The following is a 19,782-nucleotide window of genomic DNA, read 5'->3' as shown; positions in this document are numbered from 1 at the left end:
CCGCCCGCTCCTTTATCCGGGTTCCTCGCCCCGATGTCGCTCGAACAGGCGCTGAGTCAACAACGCATGGCCGAGCGTGCTGCCGGCGCGAACCGCCGCCGCAATCAGCGCGGCTTCCGCGATTTCTTCGCGCGTTACACCGGCCTTCACCGCTTGCGCCGTGTGCACATCGAGGCAATAGGCGCATTGCGTGGTGAGCGCGACCGCGAGCGAGATCAGCTCCCGATATTTTGGCGGAATCAATCCATCCTCGCGCTCGACCGCGTGGTTGAACGCAAGGAACGCGCTGGCCTCGACCGGCGCGAGCGCCACGAAGGCCGCGATGGATTTCAGATCGTCAGGGCTTTGATAATCGCTCATGGCTCATCTCGTCAGATATTCGCGCATCAGAGCGCGGGCGCGATGCAGGCGTGCCTTCACGGTCTGCCGGGTCGCACCGAGTGCGACGGCGATTTCGTCGATGGTCATTTCCTTGACGTCGCGCATCAGCGCGACGTCGCGGTAGTGCGGCGGCAGCGCCTCGAAGGCCGCCGCGACGTCGAGCCGCAAATCGGCCTCAGGACGCGACAGCAGCAGCGCCTCCGCCTCCGCGTCGTCGATCGCCGGCGCAAGGCCCGCCTTGCGGGCGAGCCGCAGGCATTCGCGGCGGACCACACTGAACAGCCAGGCCGAAAACGCCAGCCAGGAGCGGATCGTGCCGACATGGCGAAACAGGATCCACAGCGCCTCCTGCGTCGCATCCTCGGCATCCGCCGAGCTGCGACAGGTGGCGCGGGCGTAGCGGCGGATGTTCGGTTGCGCCGTCTCGAGCAGCGACGCGATCGCCTGGGGATCGCCGAGGCGCGCGGCCTCGAACAGGTCCGGCGAGATCACAGTGGCGCTCATGACACGCCTCCCCTGCCGATACCGGCCATCGCGCACATCGGACAATAACCGACGAGGCCGGTCAGCGCGAAACCGGCGCCGCCGAGCGCAACCAGCCACAGCGCGGCGCCGGTGAGATACACGAATGCCGCGACGGCCACCGCGACGCCCAAGGCGATCCGCACGGCCTGATGCAGGCCGCCGATATTCTTCCTGTAAAAACCCATCACATCCTCCGAGATGAGCCGAGGCAAAATGCCTCGACCGTCAAGAGAGGGCGCGACGACCAGAAAGGATTCGCGGCAACGTGCAGATTTTTTTCGCGATCAGCCTCCGACGGCCTGATAGGCCAGACGCTTGAATTCGAAGAAAAACGGATTCCAGAAGCCCATGTAGCGCTGCGCCATCAGCACGCCGGCGGTATTGACCTGCGGGCAGATCCACCAATGGGTGCCGGCAAGGCCGCCCCACTGGAATTCGCCGGTCGAATTCGGGGGATCGAACGGCGTCGGCGCGAAGGTGACAGCGCCGCCGAGGCCAAAGCCCTTGCCGGGGATCGGGCCGAGATTGGCGAAGCGGATGTTCTCGCCGGCGGGCAACTGGTTCGTCATCATCAACCGCAGCGTCTCCGGCTTCAGCAGAGCATCCGAGCCGGGGAGCAGCGCCCGTATCAAAGCAAGCATGTCGGGCAAGGTCGAGACCAGTCCGCCGCCACCTGACAGCCGCGGGAATTGCCGCCGATAGGCCTGCGGATAAGGCAGGTCATCGGCCCGGGTGAGGCCGGGCTTCATGGGATCGAGGACATCCGCGCCGTTGTAGAGGGCCACCAGCCTGCCCTGCTGCGCGTCCGGCACGTGGAAGCCGGTGTCGGTCATGCTGAGCGGCTCGAAGATGCGCGCCTTGAGGACGGCGTCGAGCGGCTTGCCGGAGACCACCTCCACGACACGCCCAAGCACGTCGGTCGCAACCGAATATTCCCAGGACGTGCCGGGATGAAAGGACAGCGGCAGATCGGCGAGCTGGTCGATCATGCCGGTCAGCGGCGTCAACGGATTGAGAACGCGCGCCTCGTTATAAGCTTTGAACAGCACCGTACCGGGATCGAAGACGCCGTAGCTGAGGCCGGAGGTGTGAGTCAGAAGCTGCCGGATCGTGATCGGGCTCTTCGCCGGTTCGACGTCGGCAAGGCTCAAAGCGCCCGGCTTCAGAACCTTGCGATTGCCGAGTTGCGGCAGGAATTTCTCGACAACGTCATCGAACCCGATGCGGCCTTCCTCGACCAGCAGCATGATCGCGCAGGTGACGAAGATCTTGGTATTGGAGAACGCACGAAAAATGTGATCGGGCCGCAGCGCGGTGCTCGCCTCGCGATCGGCGAAACCGACGCATTGCTGATCGACGACCTCGCGGCCCCGCAGCACCGCCCAGGATGCACCCGGAATGATCTCCTGATCGACGTAACGCTGCATTGCCGTCCGCGTGGCGGAAAAATCAGGTGTTCTGGCGTCCATGTGCTTCCCCCAATGATGGTTGGGATCGATATAGCGTGAATTCGCCGGATATGAAGCCTGACCGGACGGCGCGGCTCATTCCTGCTTCATGAACGCAGTGACGTGCAGGCGGCGCCGAATCCGCATCCCCTGGCGCTGGTACAGCGCGATGGCCGATGAGTTGCTCGAGAACACGTGCAGGAACGGAATTTCGCCGCGCGCCTCGATCTGGCGCGCGACCGCCGCCAGCAGCGCCTGCGCGTAGCCCCGGCCTCGATGGTCGGGGTGGACGCAGACGGCCGTCATCTCGACGAAATTGCCCGGCTTCATGCGCTCGCCGGCCATCGCGACCAATTCGCCGCCGGCGTGGATGCCGAGAAACGTCCCGAGCTCGTGCGTGCGCCGGGCGAATGGACCGGGCTTCGTCAACTCCGTCAGCGCCAACATGGCGGGAACATCGGCCGCACCCAGCCGGACGATCTCGGCATCGCGAAGCGGACTGTCTGCCGGAGAGCCGATCATCTGCTCGCCGGTCTCCGCAAGGACGACCTTGAAGCCGGCGGGAACGTCGACGGCCTCCGGCGTGAACAGCGCGGCGACCTGCGAGCCCGACAGGAGATCACGAAGCGCGGCAAAGCTCGCCTCGGACATGTCGACCATGTCGGCAAAGGGCGTCATGTCCACCGGATAGCGCAACGCTCGCGGGCCACCCTCGGCCAGATGTTTGTGGCTGGTCGTCAGCGCGCTCCAGATCGGGCGATCCAGCAGCGTCACGTCACCGTCGGACACCGTCTCACTCCTTCTCGAAGCTGACGATGACGGCGGCATTGGCGATGAGGATGGGGTCGTTGCCCTGTTCCGGGGCCGAGGGAATCTCTAGCCCGCCCTTCACCGCGTTGACGGTGACAGTGCCGTAAGGCAGCTCCTTCGCGACCGCGTCCTTGTCGACGGCTTCGGGATTCGGCACCGCAATCGTGACGTCCACGAACATGTCGTTCGCAGTCTTGTCGATCATCCGGAAGAAGCCGAGGCTCGAATGCCTGATGGCGTCAGACACGGCACGCTTCGCCGCCTTGGTGGCGTCCCTGCCGTGGACGTCGACGCCCATGCCCATCTCGGTGATACAGCGAACGCGAGCCATGTTCTTATTCCTGTGGTTGATTGGATGATATGGACGCAACTTGTTATCGTATTCAGGCCGGCCCGCATACTCCGTCATTGCGAGGAGCAAAGCGACCGAGCAATCCAGGCCGCCCCCGCGGAGACAACCTGGATTGCTTCGCTTCGCTCGCAATGACGCGGGGGCAGCAGCATCGCACAAACTCACGCCTTCGACTTCTCCCGCGCCCGCAGCTCCTCAACGAGCACCCGCACATTCTCCGAATAATCGATCGGGATCACGACCAGATGCACGCCGCCCTCCTTGAAGGCGGCATCCAAGGTCGGGCCAAAGCTGTCGATGCTCTCGATGCGATGTCCTTTCGCTCCATAAGCCCTCGCGTACAGGACGAAATCGGGATTGCCAAAGGTCATGCCGAAATCGGCGAAGTGATCGACGGCCTGCTTCCAGCGGATCATGCCGTAGGCGTTGTCCTCGAGCACCAGCACGACGAGATTGAGCTTGAGGCGGACGGCGGTCTCCATCTCCTGGCTATTCATCATGAAGCCGCCGTCGCCGGCGACCGCGAGCACGCGGCGCTCCGGATAGAGCATCGCGGCCATCATCGCCGACGGCAGCCCGGCGCCCATCGTCGCCAGCGCATTGTCGAGCAGCAGCGTGTTGGCGACGCGGGTGCGGTAGTTGCGCGCGAACCAGATCTTGTACATGCCGTTGTCGAGCGCGACGATGCCGTTCTCCGGAATGACCTGCCGAATGTCGTGCACGATGCGTTGCGGCGTCGGCGGCCAGCGCGCTTCTGTGGCGCGGTCGGCGATCTGCGTAAGGATCTTTTCGCGCAGTGGCAGCAGCGCGGCGGCTTGCGGCAGCTTACCTTCGAGCCGGTCGGCGAGCAGCTCCAGGCTGGGGCCGACGTCGCCGACGACTTCCGCATCGGGAAAATAGACCAGCTCGACGCTGGCCGGTGTGTAGCTGACGTGAATCACCTTGGGGCCCGATGGTCCCATGATAAAGGGCGGCTTCTCGATCGGGTCGTGACCGATCGCGACGATCAGATCGGCGGAGTCGATCGCGTCATGAACGTAGTCGCGCTCGGACAGCGCGGCGGTGCCCATGTAGAGATTGGTGCCGCCGGGCACCGTGCCCTTGCCCATCTGCGTGGTGAAGAAGGGAATGCCGGTCCGCCGCACGAAGCTGGCGATGCCGTGTGTCGCGCGCGGCCGGCTGGTCGCAGCGCCCATCATCACCAGCGGATGCTTCGCGGCCAAAATCATCTCGGCGGCGCGGTCGAGCGCGGCGCGATGGGCGACCGGAATCTCGATCGGATGAACCGGGATCACCGGGACCTCAGGCACTTCATCGCCTGCGATATCTTCGGGCAGTTCGAGATGCACGGGCCCCGGCCGCTCCTCCATCGCCACGCGAAACGCATCGCGGACCACGGTTGGGATGCTGGAGGCGCTGATGATCTGCCGCGACAATTTCGTCAACGGCTTCATGGTGGCGACCACATCGACGATCTGGAAACGCGCCTGCCGGCTGCTCATGATCGGCTTCTGGCCGGTGATCAAGATCATCGGCATCGCACCAAGATGCGCATATGCCGCGCCCGTCGACAGATTGAGCGCGCCCGGGCCGAGCGTCGAAAGACAAACTCCGGGCTTGCCGGTCAGCCGCCCATGCGTCGCGGCCATGAAGGCGGCTGCCTGCTCGTGACGGGTCAGGATCAGTTCGATTTTGGAGGTGCGCAACGATTCCACCAGATCGAGATTCTCCTCGCCGGGCACGCCGAAGATGCGGTCGACGCCTTCGTTCTCCAGCGCCGCGACGAACAGGTCGGATCCTTTTGCTTTGCGTTCCTGCCCACTCATGTCGCCTCCCGGTCACAATGTCGGCTCCCGTGTTCCACGGCAGCCGGCGTATGGTAACGGTCCGCGGCGCGGGCACAACTCACAAAGAGGCGCGCAACCGCACCATCCTCGTGGCGACAACGCTCGTCCCTCTCGTGTCCTTGCCGCGTGCGCTGTGCTATCGCTCGGGCGATGACTCCTAATACCTTCGAAACCCGCTGCCTGCGCCTGCCCGCCGTCACCAAGGTGGTGCAGTGGGAGGGCACCTCCGTGTTCAAGGTCGGCGGCAAGATGTTCGCACTCGGCGGCGGCTTTGCCGCGCGCTCCGGCGGCTACATGTTCAAGGTCTCGAACATGGCCTATGCCATGCTGATCGAGCACGGCCTTGCGCGGCCGGCGCCCTATCTGGCGCGCGCCAAGTGGGTGCAGCTCGTCGGCAACAACGCGCTATCAGACGCCGAGCTCACGAGCTATCTGGCGCAGGCGCACGCGCTGGTCGCGGCGAAACTCACGCGGAAGTCCCGCAAGGCGCTGGGCCTCGAGTGAAGTGCAGCCGGTGCCGAAGCGAAAGCCTGCGCTGATTGACATCGATGATATGCCTGACTAAAGTCAGATATATCATGCTCGACCCTGTTTCCCGCGTCCGCCGCTTCAACCGTGCCGTCACGTCCGCTGTCGGTGCGCTCGACACGTCATTCCTGGGGCGCGGGCGGCCATTGGGGGCGGCGCGCGTGCTCAACGCGATCGGGCATGGACGTTCGGACGTGGCCGAGATCCGCGACTATCTCGGCCTCGATTCCGGCCTGATGAGCCGCCTGCTCCGCAGCCTCGAGGACGAGGGGCTGGTCGAGACCATTGCGCATGAGGAAGATGCGCGCCGCCGCGTGGTATCGTTGACTCGTGCGGGCCGGCGCGAGTTCGCGGCCTATGAAACGCTGTCGAACACGCAGGCCGAGGGCTTCCTTGCCCAGCATTCACAACGCGAGGCGCTGCTGGCGGCGATGGATTTGATTGCTTCCGCATTGACGCGCGAGCGCGTCACGCTGGACGAGATGGATCCGCGGAGCGAACAGGCCCGTTATTGCCTCGGCGAATATTATGGCGAGCTCGGCCGCCGCTTCAAGCAGGGCTTTGACGTCTCGCTGTCGCGCGATCCTGACGCCAAGGATATGCGCCGCCCGCGCGGCACGTTCATCGTCGCGATGTCGGACACGCTGCCGGTCGGCTGCGTCGGGCTGAAAGGCACGGATCACGGCTATGCCGAGATCAAGCGTCTGTGGGTCGCACCGGCGGCGCGCGGATTGCGGCTCGGCCGGCGCCTGATGGACGCGAGCGAGGATGTCGCGCGCGGGCTCGGCATCAAGCTGCTGCGGCTCGACACCAACAGCGCGCTGGCGGAGGCCGGCCAGCTCTACCGAAGAAGCGGCTGGAGCGAGATCCCCCGCTTCAATGACGATCCCTACCCGGACCTGTTCTTCGAAAAACGTCTGTGAGCGCGGGCGCCGATCGCCCTGTTGCCGCGTTATGGCCGGAGCCGCAGGAGCAACGCCATGACCAGGTCCGACCTCGCCGACATCTACCGCAATTACATCGCCTGCCTGAACCGGCAGGATTGGCCCGCCCTCGAACAGTTCGTTCACGGTGACGTCGTCCACAATGCGCGACCGTTCGGATTGTCCGGCTATCGTGCCATGCTGGAGCAGGATTTTCGCTCAATTCCCGATCTGCATTTCAACATCGAGCTGCTGGTCTGCGATCCGCCCCAAATCGCCTCCCGGCTGAAGTTCGATTGCACGCCGGCTGGAACGTTTCTGGGGCTGGATGTGAACGGCAGGCGCGTGTCCTTCTGCGAAAACGTGTTCTATCAATTTCGCGACGGAAAAATACGGCACGTGTGGTCCATCGTCGACAAGCCCGCGATCGAGGCGCAGCTCTAGCGCTGCGCCTCGATGAAGCTGCTTACGCAGCCGCCGGCGCCAACTCCGCTCGCGGCTTCGGGAACGGCTTGAAATTCATCGCCATCAGGAAGGCGCCGAGGCCCATCGCCCAGGAGGCGATATAGAGCCAGGCGTAGCTCGAGAACGCATCGTAGATCAGGCCGCCGGCGAGCGGGCCCGTGGCCATGCCGAGACTGCCGGCCATCGCGGTGCCGCCGATCACCGTGCCCATCATCTTGAGCGGGAAGTTCTCGCGGATCAGCACCGCGTAGAGCGGCATGGTGCCGGCATAGATGAAGCCGAAGACGGCCCCGACGGCATAGAATGTCGTGAGCTGGTGCGCGAAGACATAACCCAGCGCACCGAACGCCTGCAACAGCAGGCCCGAGACGAGCACGCGCTTGGCGCCGAAGCGGTCACCCATCAGGCCGAAGGCGATGCGCCCGCCGAGGCCAGCAAAGCCCTCGATGCTGTAGATCGTCACCGCCGCAACGAGCGGGATGCCACAGCTCACGGCATAGGAGACGGTGTGAATGATCGGGCCGGAATGGGTGGCGCAGCAGAAGAAGTTAGTGGCGAGCAGGATCAGGAATTGCGGCGAGCGCAGCGCCTCCCCCATCGACATCTCGCCTTGCCCGGCGCCCTCGCCCGCAGGCGCGGCCACGGCGTGCGCGAGCGCCGGCGGGCGGCGCACCAGGAACGAGACCGGGATCATGATGGCGCCGACAACCAGCGCCACAATCTGCATCGCGGTGCGCCAGTCATGGTTGGAGACGAGCCAGGCCGCGAGCGGCGCCATCGTCATCGGCGCCATGCCCATGCCGGCCGACACCAGCGAGACCGCGAGGCTGCGATGGGTGTCGAACCAGCCCGTCACGGTCGCCATCATCGGCGCGAAGATCGCCGCACAGGACGCCCCGACCAGAAGGCCGAAGACGAACTGAAACGCCAGCAGCGAGGTGGCGTGGCTCGCCGCGAACAGGCTCACGGTCAGCACCGTCGATCCCGTCAGCACCACCGGCCGCGGCCCGAACCGGTCCGTCAACGTGCCCCAGGCCATGCTGGTGAAGGCCATCGCCAGAAAGCCGATCGTCATCGCGCTGGAGATGCCGGTCACCGACCAGCCGGTGTCCTTTGCGATCGGCTGCAGGAACACCGGCAGCGAAAACATGCCGCCGATGGCGACGCAGCCGAGCAAGCCGCCCGCCGCGACGATCACCCAGCGATAGGAGGAAGAGTTCATTTTTGGTCTCCCGTCAGGTCTGTCTGGGTGGAAGACGAATGGGAACATCGTGGACCGACAGGCCGACGCAAGTTTTTGCGGCAGGCTTTTGTGACCTGCCGAACAAAAACGGCGAAAACAACCCCATGCACAGTAGCCGGGCGCTGCGGGATCAAGGACTTACAGCGCAGCCCTTTGCCGTGCGAGGAACCGCCGTTTGACTCGTCGGGCAAAACACCTGCATCATGGCATCATCCCGCCGCTATCGATCTCGTCCCCTCGCGAACAGGCTTCAAGCAGCCACGCCGCGCCGCCACTCGCCGATCGCGAGCCAGACCGCCGAGACCAGGAAGTAGAGCGCACCGACGGCGGCATAGCCCGCGACATTCGCGATCGAGGGAACCGCAGGCGTCGTCGCCTGAAAGATGAAGAAGCCGCCTGCAAGCGCCGATTGGCCACCGCTGAGCACCATGGCCCACTGCGCGCCAAAACTCCGCCAGCGGCGGATGGCCGTCCCCAGCTGCAGCAGTCCGGACACAATCGCCCATGCCCCGAAGATTCCGAGAACCCGGTTCATGCTTGTTTGCAGAGCGACAACGACTGCGATGGTTGTCGCAACGCTCGCCAGAGCGTTGAAAACCTGGGTGCGATTCTGATTGAAGCCGCCGCTGCGAAGCGCGTCCGCGCAGTTGGCTGCAGCGTCCCATGCGGGATAGAGGACGAGCAAGGCGCCGGCGATCACTGGAGAAGAAGCCCCGGCGGCAAACGCAGCAGCGACCCAGGCAATCGAGAATGCCGCCCGCACGAAGTAGTATTGCTTCAGCCATCGCTCGCGGTCGGTATGAACCGGGTCCAATTGATATTCTGCCATTGCAGTCTCTCCTATACCTACTAGTTGGTAGTTTCTTACGCGCAGCGCGCTCCAGCCCGCTTGCGCGCTGTCGCATCGTCTCGCTGAAGTCTCTCAATGCTTGTTGGCCAGCCGGTCCAGCAGCGGGGTGGTGATCACACCGAACATTTTTGGATCCCCATAGGCACGCGCCGACAGCATCGCGCCATGAATGGTCGCCATGAACCCTTCGGCCTCGACGCGAGCTGTGCCGGAGAGTTTGAATTGCCCTTTCCGCTTGCCGCGCTCCATGACGGCGGTCAGCCAGGAAGCCAAGGAGCGGAAGTGCGCACGGACTTCAAGCGCAACCTCCTCCGGCAGGATCGGAAGCTCGCTGGCCAGCAGCGCGCAGACGCAGAACGGCGCCGTCGCATCATTGATGCACGCCTTCCAGTACGCGACATAGTTTTCGAGCTGGCCGCACGGATCAGGGACATTGCGCTCGAGCGCGGACAGTCCCGCCTCGGCTTCGGCGCGGTAGCGCGACACGAGGGTGCGGACCAGATCGACCTTGCTGGCGAAATGGTGGTGGATGCTTGGCTTGCGGATGCCGACAACATCGGCCACGTCGGCATAGCTGAAACCGTTATAACCGCCCGCGATGATCAAGCTGCGCGCGCAGGCCAGGATGTCGTCGGCAGTTGAGGAGACGTTGGTCATGGGCCTTAGCTACCTTCCAGTTGGTAGGGCGTCAAGAACGGGATGCTTCAACCATCCGTGAGTGCTAGGAGCCTGCATGACCATTCGCCCGATCGTCCGCTATCCCGACCGCCGCCTCGCGCTGCCGGCCCGCCCCGTCACCGCGTTCGACGCCGGTTTGCGTGAGCTCGCAACGGATTTGCTCGAGACCATGCGCGCCGCGCCCGGCATCGGCATCACGGCGCCGCATGTCGGCGTGCCCTTGCGCGTCGTCGTGCTCGAACTCGACCCGAAGGACGGACCGCGGACCTACGTCAATCCGGAGATCGAATGGGCCTCGCCCGAGATGATCATGCATCGCGAGGGCAGTGTCTCGATGCCCGGCGTCAACGACGACATCCAGCGCCACGCGCGCGTGCGGATCAGCTATCAGGATCTCGACGGCAACGTGCACAGCGAGGAGTCGGACTCCTTGCGCGCCGTCTGCCACCAGCACGAGATCGACCAGCTCGACGGCATGTTCTGGATCCAGCGGCTGTCGCGGCTGAAGCGGGAGCGGCTGGTGAAGAAGTTCGAGAAGATGTCGCGCGAGTGAGCGCCGGCTGCTCGATGTGGCGAAATCAAACCAGCCTGATATGATGGGAACGGTCGGCCCCGTCGGGAGGGAGACGAATGACATATTCAGGTCGCTGCGCCTGTGGCGCGGTTTGTTACACCATTGCGTCCGCGCCGATCCGCGGCTTCCAATGCCAGTGCAGCGACTGTCAGCGCGACACCGGCAGCGGCCACAGCTCCATCTTCGTGTTCGCGCGCAGCGCAGTCTCGGTGACAGGCGAGGTGCGCGAAATCGAGCGCACCGCCGACAGCGGCGCAATCAAGCGCAAAGGGTTCTGTCCGAACTGCGGCTCGCCGATCTACAACAAGCCGGACGAGAAGCCGGAGTTCATCGGCATCTATGTCGGCACGCTGGACGATGCCAGCACGTTCAAACCGTCCGTCGTGCTGTTCTGCTCGCGCGGATATGCCTGGGATCACCTCGATCCCGAGATTCCCAAACTCCCGGAATGGCACCCGGGATCGCGCTGATTCTTGCAGATTGAGGGACAGCCAATGGCGATGAGCTTCGAGCTATCGATGCTGGCCGCCGCAATCGTCTGGGGCTTCGTACAGCTTGTCGCCGCCGCGCAAGCCGCGAACCTGCAGTACGGCCTCAGATGGGCTGCGAGCCCGCGCGACACCGAGATGCCGCCGCTCAAGCCCATCCCCGGCCGCCTCAACCGAAATTTCCGCAACTACATGGAGACGTTTCCGTTCTTTGCCGCAGCGATCCTCATCTCTCACGCCGCAGGCGTTCACAATGAGCTGACTTATTGGGGATCGATCGCCTATCTTGGCGGACGCATCGCCTACACCGCGCTTTACCTATCCGGCATACCTCTCGTCCGCTCGCTGTTCTGGAATATCGCCAGCTTTGGCATGCTCGCCGTTTTGGCAGCGGCTTTCGTCCCTCACTGAAGCGGCGCGATAGCGACTTTGCCTTTGCCGCGATGCCTTCACGCCCGCTTCCCGCCCCGCCTGGTCATTGGCGCGTTACGACGCTCGCGTTTGCCGCGCGCGATTTCCGTCGCCAGCGCATCCAGCTTCGGCTCCCAGAAATTGCGGAACTGACCGATCCACGCGTCGACCGCGCGAAGCCCCGCAGCATCGACCGAATAGAGCCGCCGTTGCGCCTCCGCGCGAACCGTCGCGAAGCCGCTCTCGCGCAGCACCTTGAGGTGCTGCGACACGGCGGCCTGCGTGATCCCGAACTCCGCTCCGATCACTTCGACGACCTTGCCGGAGGCCATCTCGCCGGGCGCAAGCAGCTCGAGGATGCGACGGCGGACGGGGTCGGCGAGGACCTCGAAGATTTGCATCAGCTTCCTGTGCCCGGATGCGCCGCGTCGGGCGGCGTCTCGCCGCGATAGAAGGCGATGGTGCGGTCCGAGCGCTGCTTCGCGGAGGCAGGATCCACGCCGCTTGCGACATGCGCTGCGCGCCAAGACTCGCCGCTGCTCGTCATGAATTCCTTGCCCGCGGGAGAGCCCATCCATGCCTCGGCCGTCTCATGGTCGACCGATGCCCCGGTCGCAACATATCGCTCCAGCCCCGCAATGGCGAGATCCCAGCCGATCCCGACTGCCCCTGGACCGAACTGATTCCAATGATCCTCGATCATCGCCGTGTGCTCAAGCGTCAGCCGCGCCTGGCTTCGTTCTGCCGTCAGCTTGACGTCGATCCAGCTCATCGCGCCGCCGAATTCCCACGTCGCCGCAAAATGGGTCGGCGGCGTACACGCCGTGATGGTCCCGCCGGCATTCCCCTTGAGCTGGTACTTTCCGCCGAGCCGGAGATCTCCCTCGACCGGCAAGAACCAGCGCGGAATGCGTTGTTCGCTGGTCACTGCGTCCCAGAGATCGTCGACGCTGGTTTCGTAAAGCCGCGTCAGTGTCACCGCACTGGCCGCTTTCCCGTCCTTCTCGAAATTCCTCACCGAACGCGTAACCAGCCCCAATACCCTGACGACGTCGATCTCCATGGCGCTTCTCCTCGTCGTTTCGTGCCAGGATGAATATCGGTTGAAGCTAATATAAGTCAACTCTTATATTCAGGGAAAAAGGCCGCTCAGATATTTCCCCGGCGGTTTTCCGAGCGCCTTCTTGAACATGGTGATGAAGGCCGCGACGGAGTCGTAGCCGAGATCGGCGGACACCTGCTGGACGCTCGCGCCGGACGTCAGCTCCCGCAAGGCGACGATCAGATGCAATTGCTGGCGCCAGCGCCCGAAGCTCAAGCCCGTCTCCCGGACGACGAGACGCGCGAGGCTGCTCTCGCTCAGCGCGACGCGATCGGCCCATTCGGCCAGCGTCCTGCGATCGGAAGGGTTTTTCGCCAGCGCTGCGGCAATCTTCTTCAACCGCGGCTCGGGCGAGAGCGGCAGATGAAGCTGCTGAACGGGCATGCGGGGAAGCTCGCGCAGAAGGACGCTGGCCAGAAGGTCCACCCTCGCCTCGTCATCCGCGATCTGATCGGACAATTCGACGATCACTTCACGCAGCAGCGGGGAGATCGAGAGCGTGCAGCAACGATCCGGCAGGTCCACGCGGTCAGGCTCGATATAGACGAAGAACAGCCGGGCATTTTCTGTCGCGAGGTTGCTGTGCAGCATGCCCCCGGGCACCCACACTGCGCAATGCGGCGGCACCATCCACAGACCGGTGGGAATGCGGCATGTCACGGCGCCTCCCAGCGCAAAGACAAGTTGCCCCTTCCGGTGCCTGTGATCGGGCACCTCGCCCTTGGTCCCGATCACGTCGACGCGCACCGCGATAACGGGCGCGGAGACATCATCCACGTCGAGATCAGGCCATGGAAAACGGAGCGGCTGCCGCATGCTTGCCGGTTTTTAGCAATCGATTGGCGGAATATCTAAATCGAGCGAACAAGAAAGTCGATAGGATCTCGGCGTGGCAGCGGTTTCGCTGTGGCCATCCTTCGAGACGCCCGCATCGGCGGGCTCCTCAGGATGTGGTCTTGTTTCGCGGCGCAATCGCAAATCCTCATGGTGAGGAGCCCGCTCTCAGGCGGGCGTCTCGAACCATGAAGGCCACGCTCTGTGTGCGATTGCCCTGGAGATGTCACCATGCATGGTTCCACAAGTGTGACAGCAGCCAAGCTGCAACGCGTGGTCCGCACGCAAGCAGGCACCCTGCGTGGCGGTCCGCGCGATGCAAGCGGCGTGATCGCGTTCAAAGGCATTCCCTACGCAGCACCGCCGGTCGGGCCTCTGCGTTGGTGCGCACCGCAGCCGCCGACGCCCTGGGATGGCGTGCGCGATGCGCGCGTGTTCGGCGCGGGGTGTCTGTCGGCGCTCGAAAACGACCAGCGGCCGGGGCCGCGTGACGAGGATTGCCTTTATCTCAACGTCTGGACCGCGGCGAAGCACGCGGACGAGAAGCGGCCCGTGATGGTGTGGATTCACGGCGGCGGCTTTCAGTTCGGCTCCTCTGCGAATCCTGCAACCGATGGCAACGCGCTAGCAGCGAACGGTGTCGTCGTCGTCAGCTTCAACTACCGCCTCGGCATCTTCGGCTTCCTCGCCCATCCCGATCTCGACATGGAGGCGCCATCAGGCAATTACGGCCTGCAGGATCAACTGGCGGCGCTGCGCTGGGTCAAGGCCAACATCGCCGGCTTTGGCGGCGACCCCGACAACGTCACCCTGTTCGGCGAATCCGCCGGCGCCATGGCCGTCGGCATCTTGATGGCCTCTCCGCTCGCGCACGGACTGTTTCACAAGGCCATTGGACAGAGCGGCGCGTTCTGGGACGGCAAGCACGGCCCACTCCAGGGCTTTGAAGAAGCCCGCGCGCGTGGTCTGGCTTTTGCCCGGCAGCAGGGCAACGGGTCGATCGCAGCTTTGCGCAGCATGCCGGCCGATCGATTGAATGCAGCCGCGCCATGGAGTTTCAGGACCAGCCCGGTCGTGACGGCCTTCTCGCCGAGTATCGATGGTCATGTTGTGCCTGATGTGCCCGCACGGCGATTCCTTCGCGGCGAACAGATGCACATCCCGCTGCTGGCAGGCTGGAATGCCGCCGAAGAATTTCCTTTCCGTTCGCAGTCACTCCCCGACCAATCGGCGCAAGCCTTTGTCGCCGCGGCTGAGGCGATGTTCGGCAAGGAGCGCATGGCCGATTTCCTGAGGGTCTATCCCGCGGCGACCGACGCGGAGGCCAGGACTTCCGCGGCGGCGCTTAACGGCGACTATGTGGTCGGGGAGCAATGCTGGCAGTGGCTGCGTCTGCATCGGCGCGGGCGACAAGCGCCGGTCTACGGCTATCACTTCAGCTATACCTCGCATTACACGCCGATCGCCTCGCACGTCACTGAAATTCCGTTCGTGTTCGGCACACTGACACCGCAACAGGTGATCGGCAGCTCGGCACCGCCGGCCGAAGAGGACCGCGCGCTGGCGCGGACCATGATGGCCTATTGGGTCAATTTCGCCGCGCATGGCGATCCCAACGGATCGGACCTGCCACCCTGGCCCGCCTATGACGAGAACGACGTCGTGCAGATCCTGGGCAAACCGATCGAATCCCGCCCCAATCCGCAAGCCGCCCGCTTCCGCTTCCTCGATAGCTTCAGGCAGGACGGCATTTTGCCGATGCGCTGGCGGGAGCTGCCGTGAGGCGGCCTCACCCGCCCGCCATCAGCTGCTTCGCCAGCGCCATGTAGGCCGGCAGCGTCACGGGGTCGTTGGCGGCGTTGCCCGCTACGGGGTGCGAGGCGTAGCGCGCGATCACCATCTCGGCCTTGGGATCGATATAGATGCCCTGGCCGTGAACGCCGCGCGCCATATAGGCGCCGTGGGCGTTGTGCGTGACCCACCATTGATTGCGATAGGACGTACCTGTTAGCGTGGTGTAGCCGGCCGGCTTGAATTTTTCGGGATCGCCGCCGCGCGCGATGTCCTCGACGACAGACGAAGGCACGATCTGCCGGCCGTTGAAGCGGCCGTGATTGCGCATGGTCTCGCCGAAGCGGGCGAGGTCGCGCAAGGTGGTCGACAGGCCGCCGCCGCCGCTTTCGGTGCCGATGCGATCGACGTGGTAATGCGCGTCTTCCTCCGCGCCCATCGGCTGCCAGATCCGCTCGGAGAGCAGATCGGACAACGTCATGCCGCTGACGCGGCGGATGATCCAGGCCAGCGCGTCGGTGTTGACGGTCTTGTAGGCAAAGGCCTTGCCGTGCTCGCCCTGCTTCTTCTGCGCGACCAGGAAATCGAAGATGGTGGTCGCACCGTCATAGCCGGGTGGAATCGGCGCCATGCCGTTGGCGCGCCGCAGTCCCCACACATGCGAGTTCTTGTCGGTATAGACCTCCGTGTATTCGAGCCCGGTGGTCATATCCATGACCTCGTGCACGCGCGCATCGCCGAAGGCGCTGGCCTTCAGCTCAGGCACATACTCCGCGACAGGCGCCTGCGGATCGATCTTGCCCTCGGCGACCAGAATGCCGGCGAGCACGCCCGTGAACGACTTCGTCACCGACATCGCGATATGCGGCTTGTGCGGCTTCAACGCGCCGAAATAGCGCTCATAGATCAGCTTGCCCCGGTGCAGCACGGCGATGCCGTCGGTGTAAGTCTCGTCGAGCATCTTCGCGAACGTGATGGGACGCCCGTCCATCGTGACGCAGGCGACCGCGCCGATGTCGTGGTCCTCGCGCGGCAGCGCCGACGCAGGCCCCGCCCCGCGCCAGACGTTCACGGTCGGCACCAGCTGGCGGATGTTGCTCCAGGCCCAGCGCAGCTCGGGGAAGCTGCGGAACGAGCCGTCCTGGAAACTGATGGTGCGGTCGGGGGAAGGCGGGAAGCCTTTCATCCAGCCGAGTGTTTCGGGATCGGTTTCGGCGGCGCTTGCGGGCGGCTGAGTCGGGGCGGTGGCGGCGGACATCAATATTGGGCTCCGGAAGCGAACGACGGGATTTCGTATCATGGCGATTGGTGGCGAACATCCCGTGTTTGCGCCGAGGTGACCGTCGTCGTGCGCTTGGCGGGTTCGTCGTCAGGTCAGGCGCACCGACATGCCACCGTCAACCGTCATGGGACTGCCCGTCATGAACGATGCCCGGTCGCTCAGGAGAAAAACCGCCGCCTGCGCGATCTCCTTGGGACTCGCCATCCGCTTCATCGGGTGGAGCCCGGCGATAAAATTCAGGGCGTCGGGATTTCCTTCGCCTGCCGCCGGGGTGATGGTCCCTCCAGGCAGAAGCGCGTTGACGCGAATGCCTTCGGCCGCATGCTCGGCGCCCAGCGATTGAGCCAGGCCGATCAGTCCTGCCTTGGAGGCTGCGTACGCCGCCATTCCCGGCATGCCGCCGTTGCTGAACCCAACGAAGGACGAGGTGAAAACGATCGAACCGCCGCCCTGCTTGCGCAGCGCCGGGATCTGCGCCTTTGCGCTGAGGAACGCCGAGGTGAGATTCACCGCGAGCACATCGGTCCAGTTTTCGACGCTCATCTCGGGGACCGGCGTCATCTCGCCGACGATGCCGGCATTGTCGAAAGCGCCGTCAAGTTTTCCGAACGTCGTGACGGCGTGCTCGACAAGGCGGGCAGCATAGCCGGTGTCCCGAACGTCGCCCGCGAGAAAAGTCGCGCGCCCTCCGGCGCTCTCGATGCTTGCAACAACCGCCTGCAGCTCGGGGACGCGACGAGCCCCGAGCACCACATCGGCGCCTTCGAACGCGAACAGCGACGCCGCGGCAGCACCGATACCGCTGCTGGCGCCGGTTATGATGATCGTCTTGTTTGCCAGTTCCACCGCGAGACTCTCCTGATGTCAAACAGGATCCGAACAAGACATCAGGCACCGGCGAGCTGCCACCCGTTTCCCGAGTTGAACGCGGGAGCGGATCGCGGCGGACTTGATCGGGGAATGGCGGCCTGTCGGTTTCCGTGATTGGAAGCGACAGGCCGCCGTCAGCGGTCGCTACTTCAGCGGCAAGAAAACGTCCGCAACAGTCTCGTGCTCCGGCACCTCCGGGAAGAAGCTCAGCCGCTGGCAATAGATCGGGAAGTCGCGGGCTTCCTCGCCGCTGGCTGGAAGCCAGTCGCGATAAAGAAAGAGCGCGGCAGGCTCCAGATTGTCGGTGTAGCCGACGACGCGCAGCACCGCGCAGCGCCCGCCAGGGATCTCGCCGGTCTTGATCTCTTCGCCGTTCGCCGCGATCGGCTGGTCGGTGCCGACACAAAGGTCGATGCTGTATTCGTCCCGCTGCGCCGGACGCCTCTCGGAATGCCAAACAGTGAAGGTCGGACTTGTCCTGGGATGCAGGTTCGCCGCCTTGCGCCACGCGATGAAGCGCTGGATGGTGGCGGGAAGCGTCGCCGGGTCGCCGCGATGCTCCATGATTGCCACCGGCGTCGGGGGCACATCACGGATCGTCACGTCGTTGGTGGTAAAAATCTTCTGCATGAGCTTGCTCCTGGCATTGTCGAGAGGCCCCAAGGCCGCAAGCCACGGCTCCCAGTCGGGAGACTTCCGGAAGGACGACGGCGATTGCCCGAACCGTTGCCGAAAGGCGCGAGCGAAGGCATCCGGTGCATCGTAACCGGCATCCATCGCAATCTCCGTCACATCAAGGGCGTCCATATAGGCTAGTTGATGCGAAGCGCGCTTCATGCGGGCCAGCTGGACATAGCGATGCACTGATAATCCGAAGGTTGCCGAGAACTGCCGGTGGAAATGATACTTTGAGAAAGCCGCAACAGCACTCACCGTGTCCAGATCCAGATCACCGTCGAGATGCCGATCGATATGATCCAGCACCCGTCGCATCCGGTCCTGATAGTTTTGCAGCGCCGCCTTCATCGTCCCTCCTCCGTGGCGGCTCCATCTAGTCGCTGACGGCAATGACACGCTCGACCGATCTTGCGGTTTGGCCGAGTCTGGCCAATCCTAGTTCGAATGACCACGCCGATTGCAAGCACCTTCCTCTCCGCGCTAAACTGTCGGAACCCCCTTGACCCACAAGTGGCGTTCCCCTTCGAGCCGACTTCCCGAACATGCACGAGCTGACGCCCGACTTCGAACGCTTTATCCGCGATCTCGAGGACTTCAATCGTGGCTGATGCGGTCAGCGGCCATCCGGGCTGCGGCTTCGGGGAATTCTCATTCGCAAACGGAATCCAAGCATGAATGCAACTCTATCCATCTCGTCCTGGCTGCCGAGCTCCTCATCAGCGCGTTGGGCGCGTTCGTGTCAATTGCCGCGCTTGGCTTTGCGGGAGAGGTCACGCGATCCAGGGATTTGACCGCCTTTGGCTGGGTCCTGGGGGCGCTTTACTTCGTTGTCGCCTTTACGCCCCTCGTCGCAACCGCATGGGTGGCGCACAGAAGGTTTGTTTCAGACAAAGCATTCCCGGTGCTGGAGGTCATTTCGTCGCCGTACCTGGTGCCGGTGGTGCTGTGGGTTGGCGCAGCGATTTTCTGCATTGGGCTGTTGGCATTTCAAAACGGCGCGGGGCTGGCGCCGCGGTAGCGAGACGCGAAGCGATACCCTTCGGGCCAGGCGAGTCGCAGGCGTCCACGAGGATAGCGGCGGTCAAGGTATCAAAGAGCGCTGGGACGATCGATGTCGAATACGTCGATCTGTCGGTCCTCGAACAGATCCTCCAGCGCTTCGGGCCCGTTCGCCAGCGCGTAGTCCCGCTCGGCGTCCGAAATAGGTAGCACCTGCAGCCAGGCGACGGACTTGGCCGAGAAGGACTGTGTTTCAAGGTTCCACAAGAACGGAGAGATGAGCATGGCGTGCTTCATCTTGCGCCCTTCGCCATACAGTTCCAGGGCTCGCGGAATGACGACGCCGGGCAAGGGTGTGATTTCGCCCTTCTTGATGCTGAAAGCGCAGGTCGCGATCATGTTGGCGCCCTCGGCGCATTCCGTCGCCAGAGCCAGCAAAATCTCGACGCCCAGGGCCTTGCCGCCGGACGTCAGGCCTGTCTTCGCGTCGGAGAGCGCGAGGCTGGCATAGGTGGAAACGCCTCCTGCCGGGACGTTCTTGATGATCATGATATCGACGTCGCAGACGTGGGCATCATCCCAATATTTCGTAACCGTCGGTGAGCCCTGCGTAGCATCTCTCAAATAGCGGGCGAGAGATCTGTTGTCTTCCGAAACCACCATGGCTCCTCACGTCAAATCCAAGATCGTCGGCAGTCATATC

The 19,782-nt window shown here is 64.0% G+C and carries 25 protein-coding genes; 8 read left to right on the top strand and 17 right to left on the bottom strand.

Features of this window, described 5'->3' with window-relative positions; genetic code table 11:
- Positions 1 to 12: 12 nt before the first annotated feature.
- From ABIB80_RS16430 to ABIB80_RS16400, 7 genes are all read right to left on the bottom strand, one after another.
- A complete protein-coding gene (locus ABIB80_RS16430) occupies positions 13 to 360 on the bottom strand; it encodes a carboxymuconolactone decarboxylase family protein (protein ID WP_354127952.1) in 348 nt (115 codons plus the stop codon).
- Between the two features lie 3 nt (positions 361 to 363).
- Positions 364 to 885, bottom strand: coding sequence for an RNA polymerase sigma factor (locus tag ABIB80_RS16425; protein WP_007592113.1), 522 nt, complete (start codon positions 883 to 885; stop codon positions 364 to 366).
- Positions 882 to 1,091: a YgaP family membrane protein gene (locus ABIB80_RS16420; protein WP_007592115.1), complete on the bottom strand. Its 210-nt coding sequence runs from the start codon at positions 1,089 to 1,091 to the stop codon at positions 882 to 884. The genes ABIB80_RS16425 and ABIB80_RS16420 overlap by 4 nt, the downstream gene beginning before the upstream one ends.
- Positions 1,092 to 1,190: 99 nt before the next feature.
- On the bottom strand, positions 1,191 to 2,375 hold the full coding sequence (locus ABIB80_RS16415; RefSeq protein WP_354127951.1) for a serine hydrolase domain-containing protein: 1,185 nt from the start codon (positions 2,373 to 2,375) through the stop codon (positions 1,191 to 1,193).
- Positions 2,376 to 2,450: 75 nt separating this feature from the next.
- Positions 2,451 to 3,143, bottom strand: coding sequence for a GNAT family N-acetyltransferase (locus ABIB80_RS16410; RefSeq protein WP_007592119.1), 693 nt, complete (start codon positions 3,141 to 3,143; stop codon positions 2,451 to 2,453).
- Between the two features lie 4 nt (positions 3,144 to 3,147).
- Positions 3,148 to 3,495 (bottom strand): Lin0512 family protein, encoded by a 348-nt coding sequence (locus tag ABIB80_RS16405; protein WP_007592122.1) that lies wholly within the window; start codon positions 3,493 to 3,495, stop codon positions 3,148 to 3,150.
- Positions 3,496 to 3,677: 182 nt separating this feature from the next.
- A complete protein-coding gene (locus ABIB80_RS16400) occupies positions 3,678 to 5,342 on the bottom strand; it encodes an acetolactate synthase large subunit (RefSeq protein WP_219683224.1) in 1,665 nt (554 codons plus the stop codon).
- A gap of 171 nt (positions 5,343 to 5,513) precedes the next feature.
- Between ABIB80_RS16400 and ABIB80_RS16395 the strand changes: the two genes are divergently transcribed.
- The 3 genes from ABIB80_RS16395 to ABIB80_RS16385 all read left to right on the top strand — a co-directional run bounded on the left by ABIB80_RS16395 (position 5,514) and on the right by ABIB80_RS16385 (position 7,258).
- Positions 5,514 to 5,867 carry an MmcQ/YjbR family DNA-binding protein gene (locus tag ABIB80_RS16395; RefSeq protein WP_007592125.1) on the top strand — a complete coding sequence of 118 codons (354 nt, stop codon included), beginning with the start codon at positions 5,514 to 5,516 and terminating at the stop codon, positions 5,865 to 5,867.
- A gap of 74 nt (positions 5,868 to 5,941) precedes the next feature.
- Entirely contained in the window at positions 5,942 to 6,814 is an 873-nt protein-coding gene (locus ABIB80_RS16390) for a bifunctional helix-turn-helix transcriptional regulator/GNAT family N-acetyltransferase (protein ID WP_354127950.1), read from the top strand.
- 57 nt (positions 6,815 to 6,871) lie between these two features.
- Positions 6,872 to 7,258: an ester cyclase gene (locus ABIB80_RS16385; RefSeq protein ID WP_354127949.1), complete on the top strand. Its 387-nt coding sequence runs from the start codon at positions 6,872 to 6,874 to the stop codon at positions 7,256 to 7,258.
- 22 nt (positions 7,259 to 7,280) lie between these two features.
- Here the strand turns inward: ABIB80_RS16385 and ABIB80_RS16380 are convergent, their stop codons facing one another.
- The 3 genes from ABIB80_RS16380 to ABIB80_RS16370 all read right to left on the bottom strand — a co-directional run bounded on the left by ABIB80_RS16380 (position 7,281) and on the right by ABIB80_RS16370 (position 10,029).
- Positions 7,281 to 8,501 carry an MFS transporter gene (locus ABIB80_RS16380; protein ID WP_354127948.1) on the bottom strand — a complete coding sequence of 407 codons (1,221 nt, stop codon included), beginning with the start codon at positions 8,499 to 8,501 and terminating at the stop codon, positions 7,281 to 7,283.
- A gap of 271 nt (positions 8,502 to 8,772) precedes the next feature.
- The gene (locus ABIB80_RS16375) at positions 8,773 to 9,351 is read right to left on the bottom strand and encodes a DUF308 domain-containing protein (RefSeq protein WP_354127947.1); all 579 of its coding nucleotides are present in this window, start codon (positions 9,349 to 9,351) and stop codon (positions 8,773 to 8,775) included.
- A 93-nt stretch (positions 9,352 to 9,444) separates the two neighbouring features.
- The gene (locus tag ABIB80_RS16370; protein WP_354127946.1) at positions 9,445 to 10,029 is read right to left on the bottom strand and encodes a TetR/AcrR family transcriptional regulator; all 585 of its coding nucleotides are present in this window, start codon (positions 10,027 to 10,029) and stop codon (positions 9,445 to 9,447) included.
- 76 nt (positions 10,030 to 10,105) lie between these two features.
- On the opposite strand from ABIB80_RS16370, the gene ABIB80_RS16365 reads away from it, so the two are divergent.
- From ABIB80_RS16365 to ABIB80_RS16355, 3 genes are all read left to right on the top strand, one after another.
- Complete coding sequence (locus tag ABIB80_RS16365; RefSeq protein ID WP_219683228.1) at positions 10,106 to 10,603, top strand: peptide deformylase; 498 nt, start codon at positions 10,106 to 10,108, stop codon at positions 10,601 to 10,603.
- A gap of 77 nt (positions 10,604 to 10,680) precedes the next feature.
- Positions 10,681 to 11,094, top strand: a complete 414-nt coding sequence (locus ABIB80_RS16360) for a GFA family protein (protein WP_219683229.1) — start codon at positions 10,681 to 10,683, stop codon at positions 11,092 to 11,094.
- A gap of 24 nt (positions 11,095 to 11,118) precedes the next feature.
- Positions 11,119 to 11,523, top strand: a complete 405-nt coding sequence (locus ABIB80_RS16355; RefSeq protein ID WP_007609183.1) for an MAPEG family protein — start codon at positions 11,119 to 11,121, stop codon at positions 11,521 to 11,523.
- A 38-nt stretch (positions 11,524 to 11,561) separates the two neighbouring features.
- On the opposite strand, the gene ABIB80_RS16350 is transcribed toward ABIB80_RS16355, so the two are convergent.
- The 3 genes from ABIB80_RS16350 to ABIB80_RS16340 form a co-directional block, all read right to left on the bottom strand.
- The gene (locus ABIB80_RS16350) at positions 11,562 to 11,924 is read right to left on the bottom strand and encodes an ArsR/SmtB family transcription factor (RefSeq protein ID WP_354127945.1); all 363 of its coding nucleotides are present in this window, start codon (positions 11,922 to 11,924) and stop codon (positions 11,562 to 11,564) included.
- The gene (locus ABIB80_RS16345; RefSeq protein WP_354127944.1) at positions 11,924 to 12,586 is read right to left on the bottom strand and encodes an SRPBCC family protein; all 663 of its coding nucleotides are present in this window, start codon (positions 12,584 to 12,586) and stop codon (positions 11,924 to 11,926) included. The genes ABIB80_RS16350 and ABIB80_RS16345 overlap by 1 nt, the downstream gene beginning before the upstream one ends.
- Positions 12,587 to 12,655: 69 nt before the next feature.
- Entirely contained in the window at positions 12,656 to 13,441 is a 786-nt protein-coding gene (locus ABIB80_RS16340) for an AraC family transcriptional regulator (protein ID WP_354127943.1), read from the bottom strand.
- A gap of 249 nt (positions 13,442 to 13,690) precedes the next feature.
- On the opposite strand from ABIB80_RS16340, the gene ABIB80_RS16335 reads away from it, so the two are divergent.
- Positions 13,691 to 15,241, top strand: coding sequence for a carboxylesterase/lipase family protein (locus ABIB80_RS16335; protein ID WP_354127942.1), 1,551 nt, complete (start codon positions 13,691 to 13,693; stop codon positions 15,239 to 15,241).
- A gap of 7 nt (positions 15,242 to 15,248) precedes the next feature.
- Here ABIB80_RS16335 and ABIB80_RS16330 read toward each other — a convergent pair whose 3' ends face one another.
- The 3 genes from ABIB80_RS16330 to ABIB80_RS16320 all read right to left on the bottom strand — a co-directional run bounded on the left by ABIB80_RS16330 (position 15,249) and on the right by ABIB80_RS16320 (position 18,428).
- Positions 15,249 to 16,508, bottom strand: coding sequence for a serine hydrolase domain-containing protein (locus ABIB80_RS16330; RefSeq protein ID WP_219683233.1), 1,260 nt, complete (start codon positions 16,506 to 16,508; stop codon positions 15,249 to 15,251).
- Between the two features lie 111 nt (positions 16,509 to 16,619).
- A complete protein-coding gene (locus ABIB80_RS16325) occupies positions 16,620 to 17,378 on the bottom strand; it encodes an SDR family oxidoreductase (RefSeq protein WP_007592149.1) in 759 nt (252 codons plus the stop codon).
- A 168-nt stretch (positions 17,379 to 17,546) separates the two neighbouring features.
- Positions 17,547 to 18,428: an AraC family transcriptional regulator gene (locus ABIB80_RS16320; protein WP_007592151.1), complete on the bottom strand. Its 882-nt coding sequence runs from the start codon at positions 18,426 to 18,428 to the stop codon at positions 17,547 to 17,549.
- A 259-nt stretch (positions 18,429 to 18,687) separates the two neighbouring features.
- Between ABIB80_RS16320 and ABIB80_RS16315 the strand changes: the two genes are divergently transcribed.
- Entirely contained in the window at positions 18,688 to 19,098 is a 411-nt protein-coding gene (locus ABIB80_RS16315; RefSeq protein WP_354127941.1) for a hypothetical protein, read from the top strand.
- Positions 19,099 to 19,169: 71 nt separating this feature from the next.
- Here the strand turns inward: ABIB80_RS16315 and ABIB80_RS16310 are convergent, their stop codons facing one another.
- Positions 19,170 to 19,628, bottom strand: a complete 459-nt coding sequence (locus ABIB80_RS16310) for a suppressor of fused domain protein (RefSeq protein WP_219683234.1) — start codon at positions 19,626 to 19,628, stop codon at positions 19,170 to 19,172.
- Positions 19,629 to 19,782: the final 154 nt, after the last annotated feature.

It is taken from the genome of Bradyrhizobium sp. i1.15.2, from assembly GCF_040548425.1.
In the GTDB taxonomy this organism is placed as follows: Bacteria; Pseudomonadota; Alphaproteobacteria; order Rhizobiales; family Xanthobacteraceae; genus Bradyrhizobium; species Bradyrhizobium canariense.
This window is presented reverse-complemented; position numbering and strand designations above follow the sequence as displayed.

What these genes read in the sequence shown, in the direction of transcription:
- ABIB80_RS16430 (WP_354127952.1), bottom strand. Translation starts at nt 360, where the DNA reads ATGAGCGATTATCAAAGCCCTGACGATCTGAAATCCATCGCGGCCTTC.
- ABIB80_RS16425 (WP_007592113.1), bottom strand. Translation starts at nt 885, where the DNA reads ATGAGCGCCACTGTGATCTCGCCGGACCTGTTCGAGGCCGCGCGCCTC.
- ABIB80_RS16420 (WP_007592115.1), bottom strand. Translation starts at nt 1,091, where the DNA reads ATGGGTTTTTACAGGAAGAATATCGGCGGCCTGCATCAGGCCGTGCGG.
- ABIB80_RS16415 (WP_354127951.1), bottom strand. Translation starts at nt 2,375, where the DNA reads ATGGACGCCAGAACACCTGATTTTTCCGCCACGCGGACGGCAATGCAG.
- ABIB80_RS16405 (WP_007592122.1), bottom strand. Translation starts at nt 3,495, where the DNA reads ATGGCTCGCGTTCGCTGTATCACCGAGATGGGCATGGGCGTCGACGTC.
- ABIB80_RS16400 (WP_219683224.1), bottom strand. Translation starts at nt 5,342, where the DNA reads ATGAGTGGGCAGGAACGCAAAGCAAAAGGATCCGACCTGTTCGTCGCG.
- ABIB80_RS16395 (WP_007592125.1), top strand. Translation starts at nt 5,514, where the DNA reads ATGACTCCTAATACCTTCGAAACCCGCTGCCTGCGCCTGCCCGCCGTC.
- ABIB80_RS16390 (WP_354127950.1), top strand. Translation starts at nt 5,942, where the DNA reads ATGCTCGACCCTGTTTCCCGCGTCCGCCGCTTCAACCGTGCCGTCACG.
- ABIB80_RS16385 (WP_354127949.1), top strand. Translation starts at nt 6,872, where the DNA reads ATGACCAGGTCCGACCTCGCCGACATCTACCGCAATTACATCGCCTGC.
- ABIB80_RS16380 (WP_354127948.1), bottom strand. Translation starts at nt 8,501, where the DNA reads ATGAACTCTTCCTCCTATCGCTGGGTGATCGTCGCGGCGGGCGGCTTG.
- ABIB80_RS16375 (WP_354127947.1), bottom strand. Translation starts at nt 9,351, where the DNA reads ATGGCAGAATATCAATTGGACCCGGTTCATACCGACCGCGAGCGATGG.
- ABIB80_RS16370 (WP_354127946.1), bottom strand. Translation starts at nt 10,029, where the DNA reads ATGACCAACGTCTCCTCAACTGCCGACGACATCCTGGCCTGCGCGCGC.
- ABIB80_RS16365 (WP_219683228.1), top strand. Translation starts at nt 10,106, where the DNA reads ATGACCATTCGCCCGATCGTCCGCTATCCCGACCGCCGCCTCGCGCTG.
- ABIB80_RS16360 (WP_219683229.1), top strand. Translation starts at nt 10,681, where the DNA reads ATGACATATTCAGGTCGCTGCGCCTGTGGCGCGGTTTGTTACACCATT.
- ABIB80_RS16355 (WP_007609183.1), top strand. Translation starts at nt 11,119, where the DNA reads ATGGCGATGAGCTTCGAGCTATCGATGCTGGCCGCCGCAATCGTCTGG.
- ABIB80_RS16350 (WP_354127945.1), bottom strand. Translation starts at nt 11,924, where the DNA reads ATGCAAATCTTCGAGGTCCTCGCCGACCCCGTCCGCCGTCGCATCCTC.
- ABIB80_RS16345 (WP_354127944.1), bottom strand. Translation starts at nt 12,586, where the DNA reads ATGGAGATCGACGTCGTCAGGGTATTGGGGCTGGTTACGCGTTCGGTG.
- ABIB80_RS16340 (WP_354127943.1), bottom strand. Translation starts at nt 13,441, where the DNA reads ATGCGGCAGCCGCTCCGTTTTCCATGGCCTGATCTCGACGTGGATGAT.
- ABIB80_RS16335 (WP_354127942.1), top strand. Translation starts at nt 13,691, where the DNA reads ATGCATGGTTCCACAAGTGTGACAGCAGCCAAGCTGCAACGCGTGGTC.
- ABIB80_RS16330 (WP_219683233.1), bottom strand. Translation starts at nt 16,508, where the DNA reads ATGTCCGCCGCCACCGCCCCGACTCAGCCGCCCGCAAGCGCCGCCGAA.
- ABIB80_RS16320 (WP_007592151.1), bottom strand. Translation starts at nt 18,428, where the DNA reads ATGAAGGCGGCGCTGCAAAACTATCAGGACCGGATGCGACGGGTGCTG.
- ABIB80_RS16315 (WP_354127941.1), top strand. Translation starts at nt 18,688, where the DNA reads ATGCGGTCAGCGGCCATCCGGGCTGCGGCTTCGGGGAATTCTCATTCG.
- ABIB80_RS16310 (WP_219683234.1), bottom strand. Translation starts at nt 19,628, where the DNA reads ATGATCATCAAGAACGTCCCGGCAGGAGGCGTTTCCACCTATGCCAGC.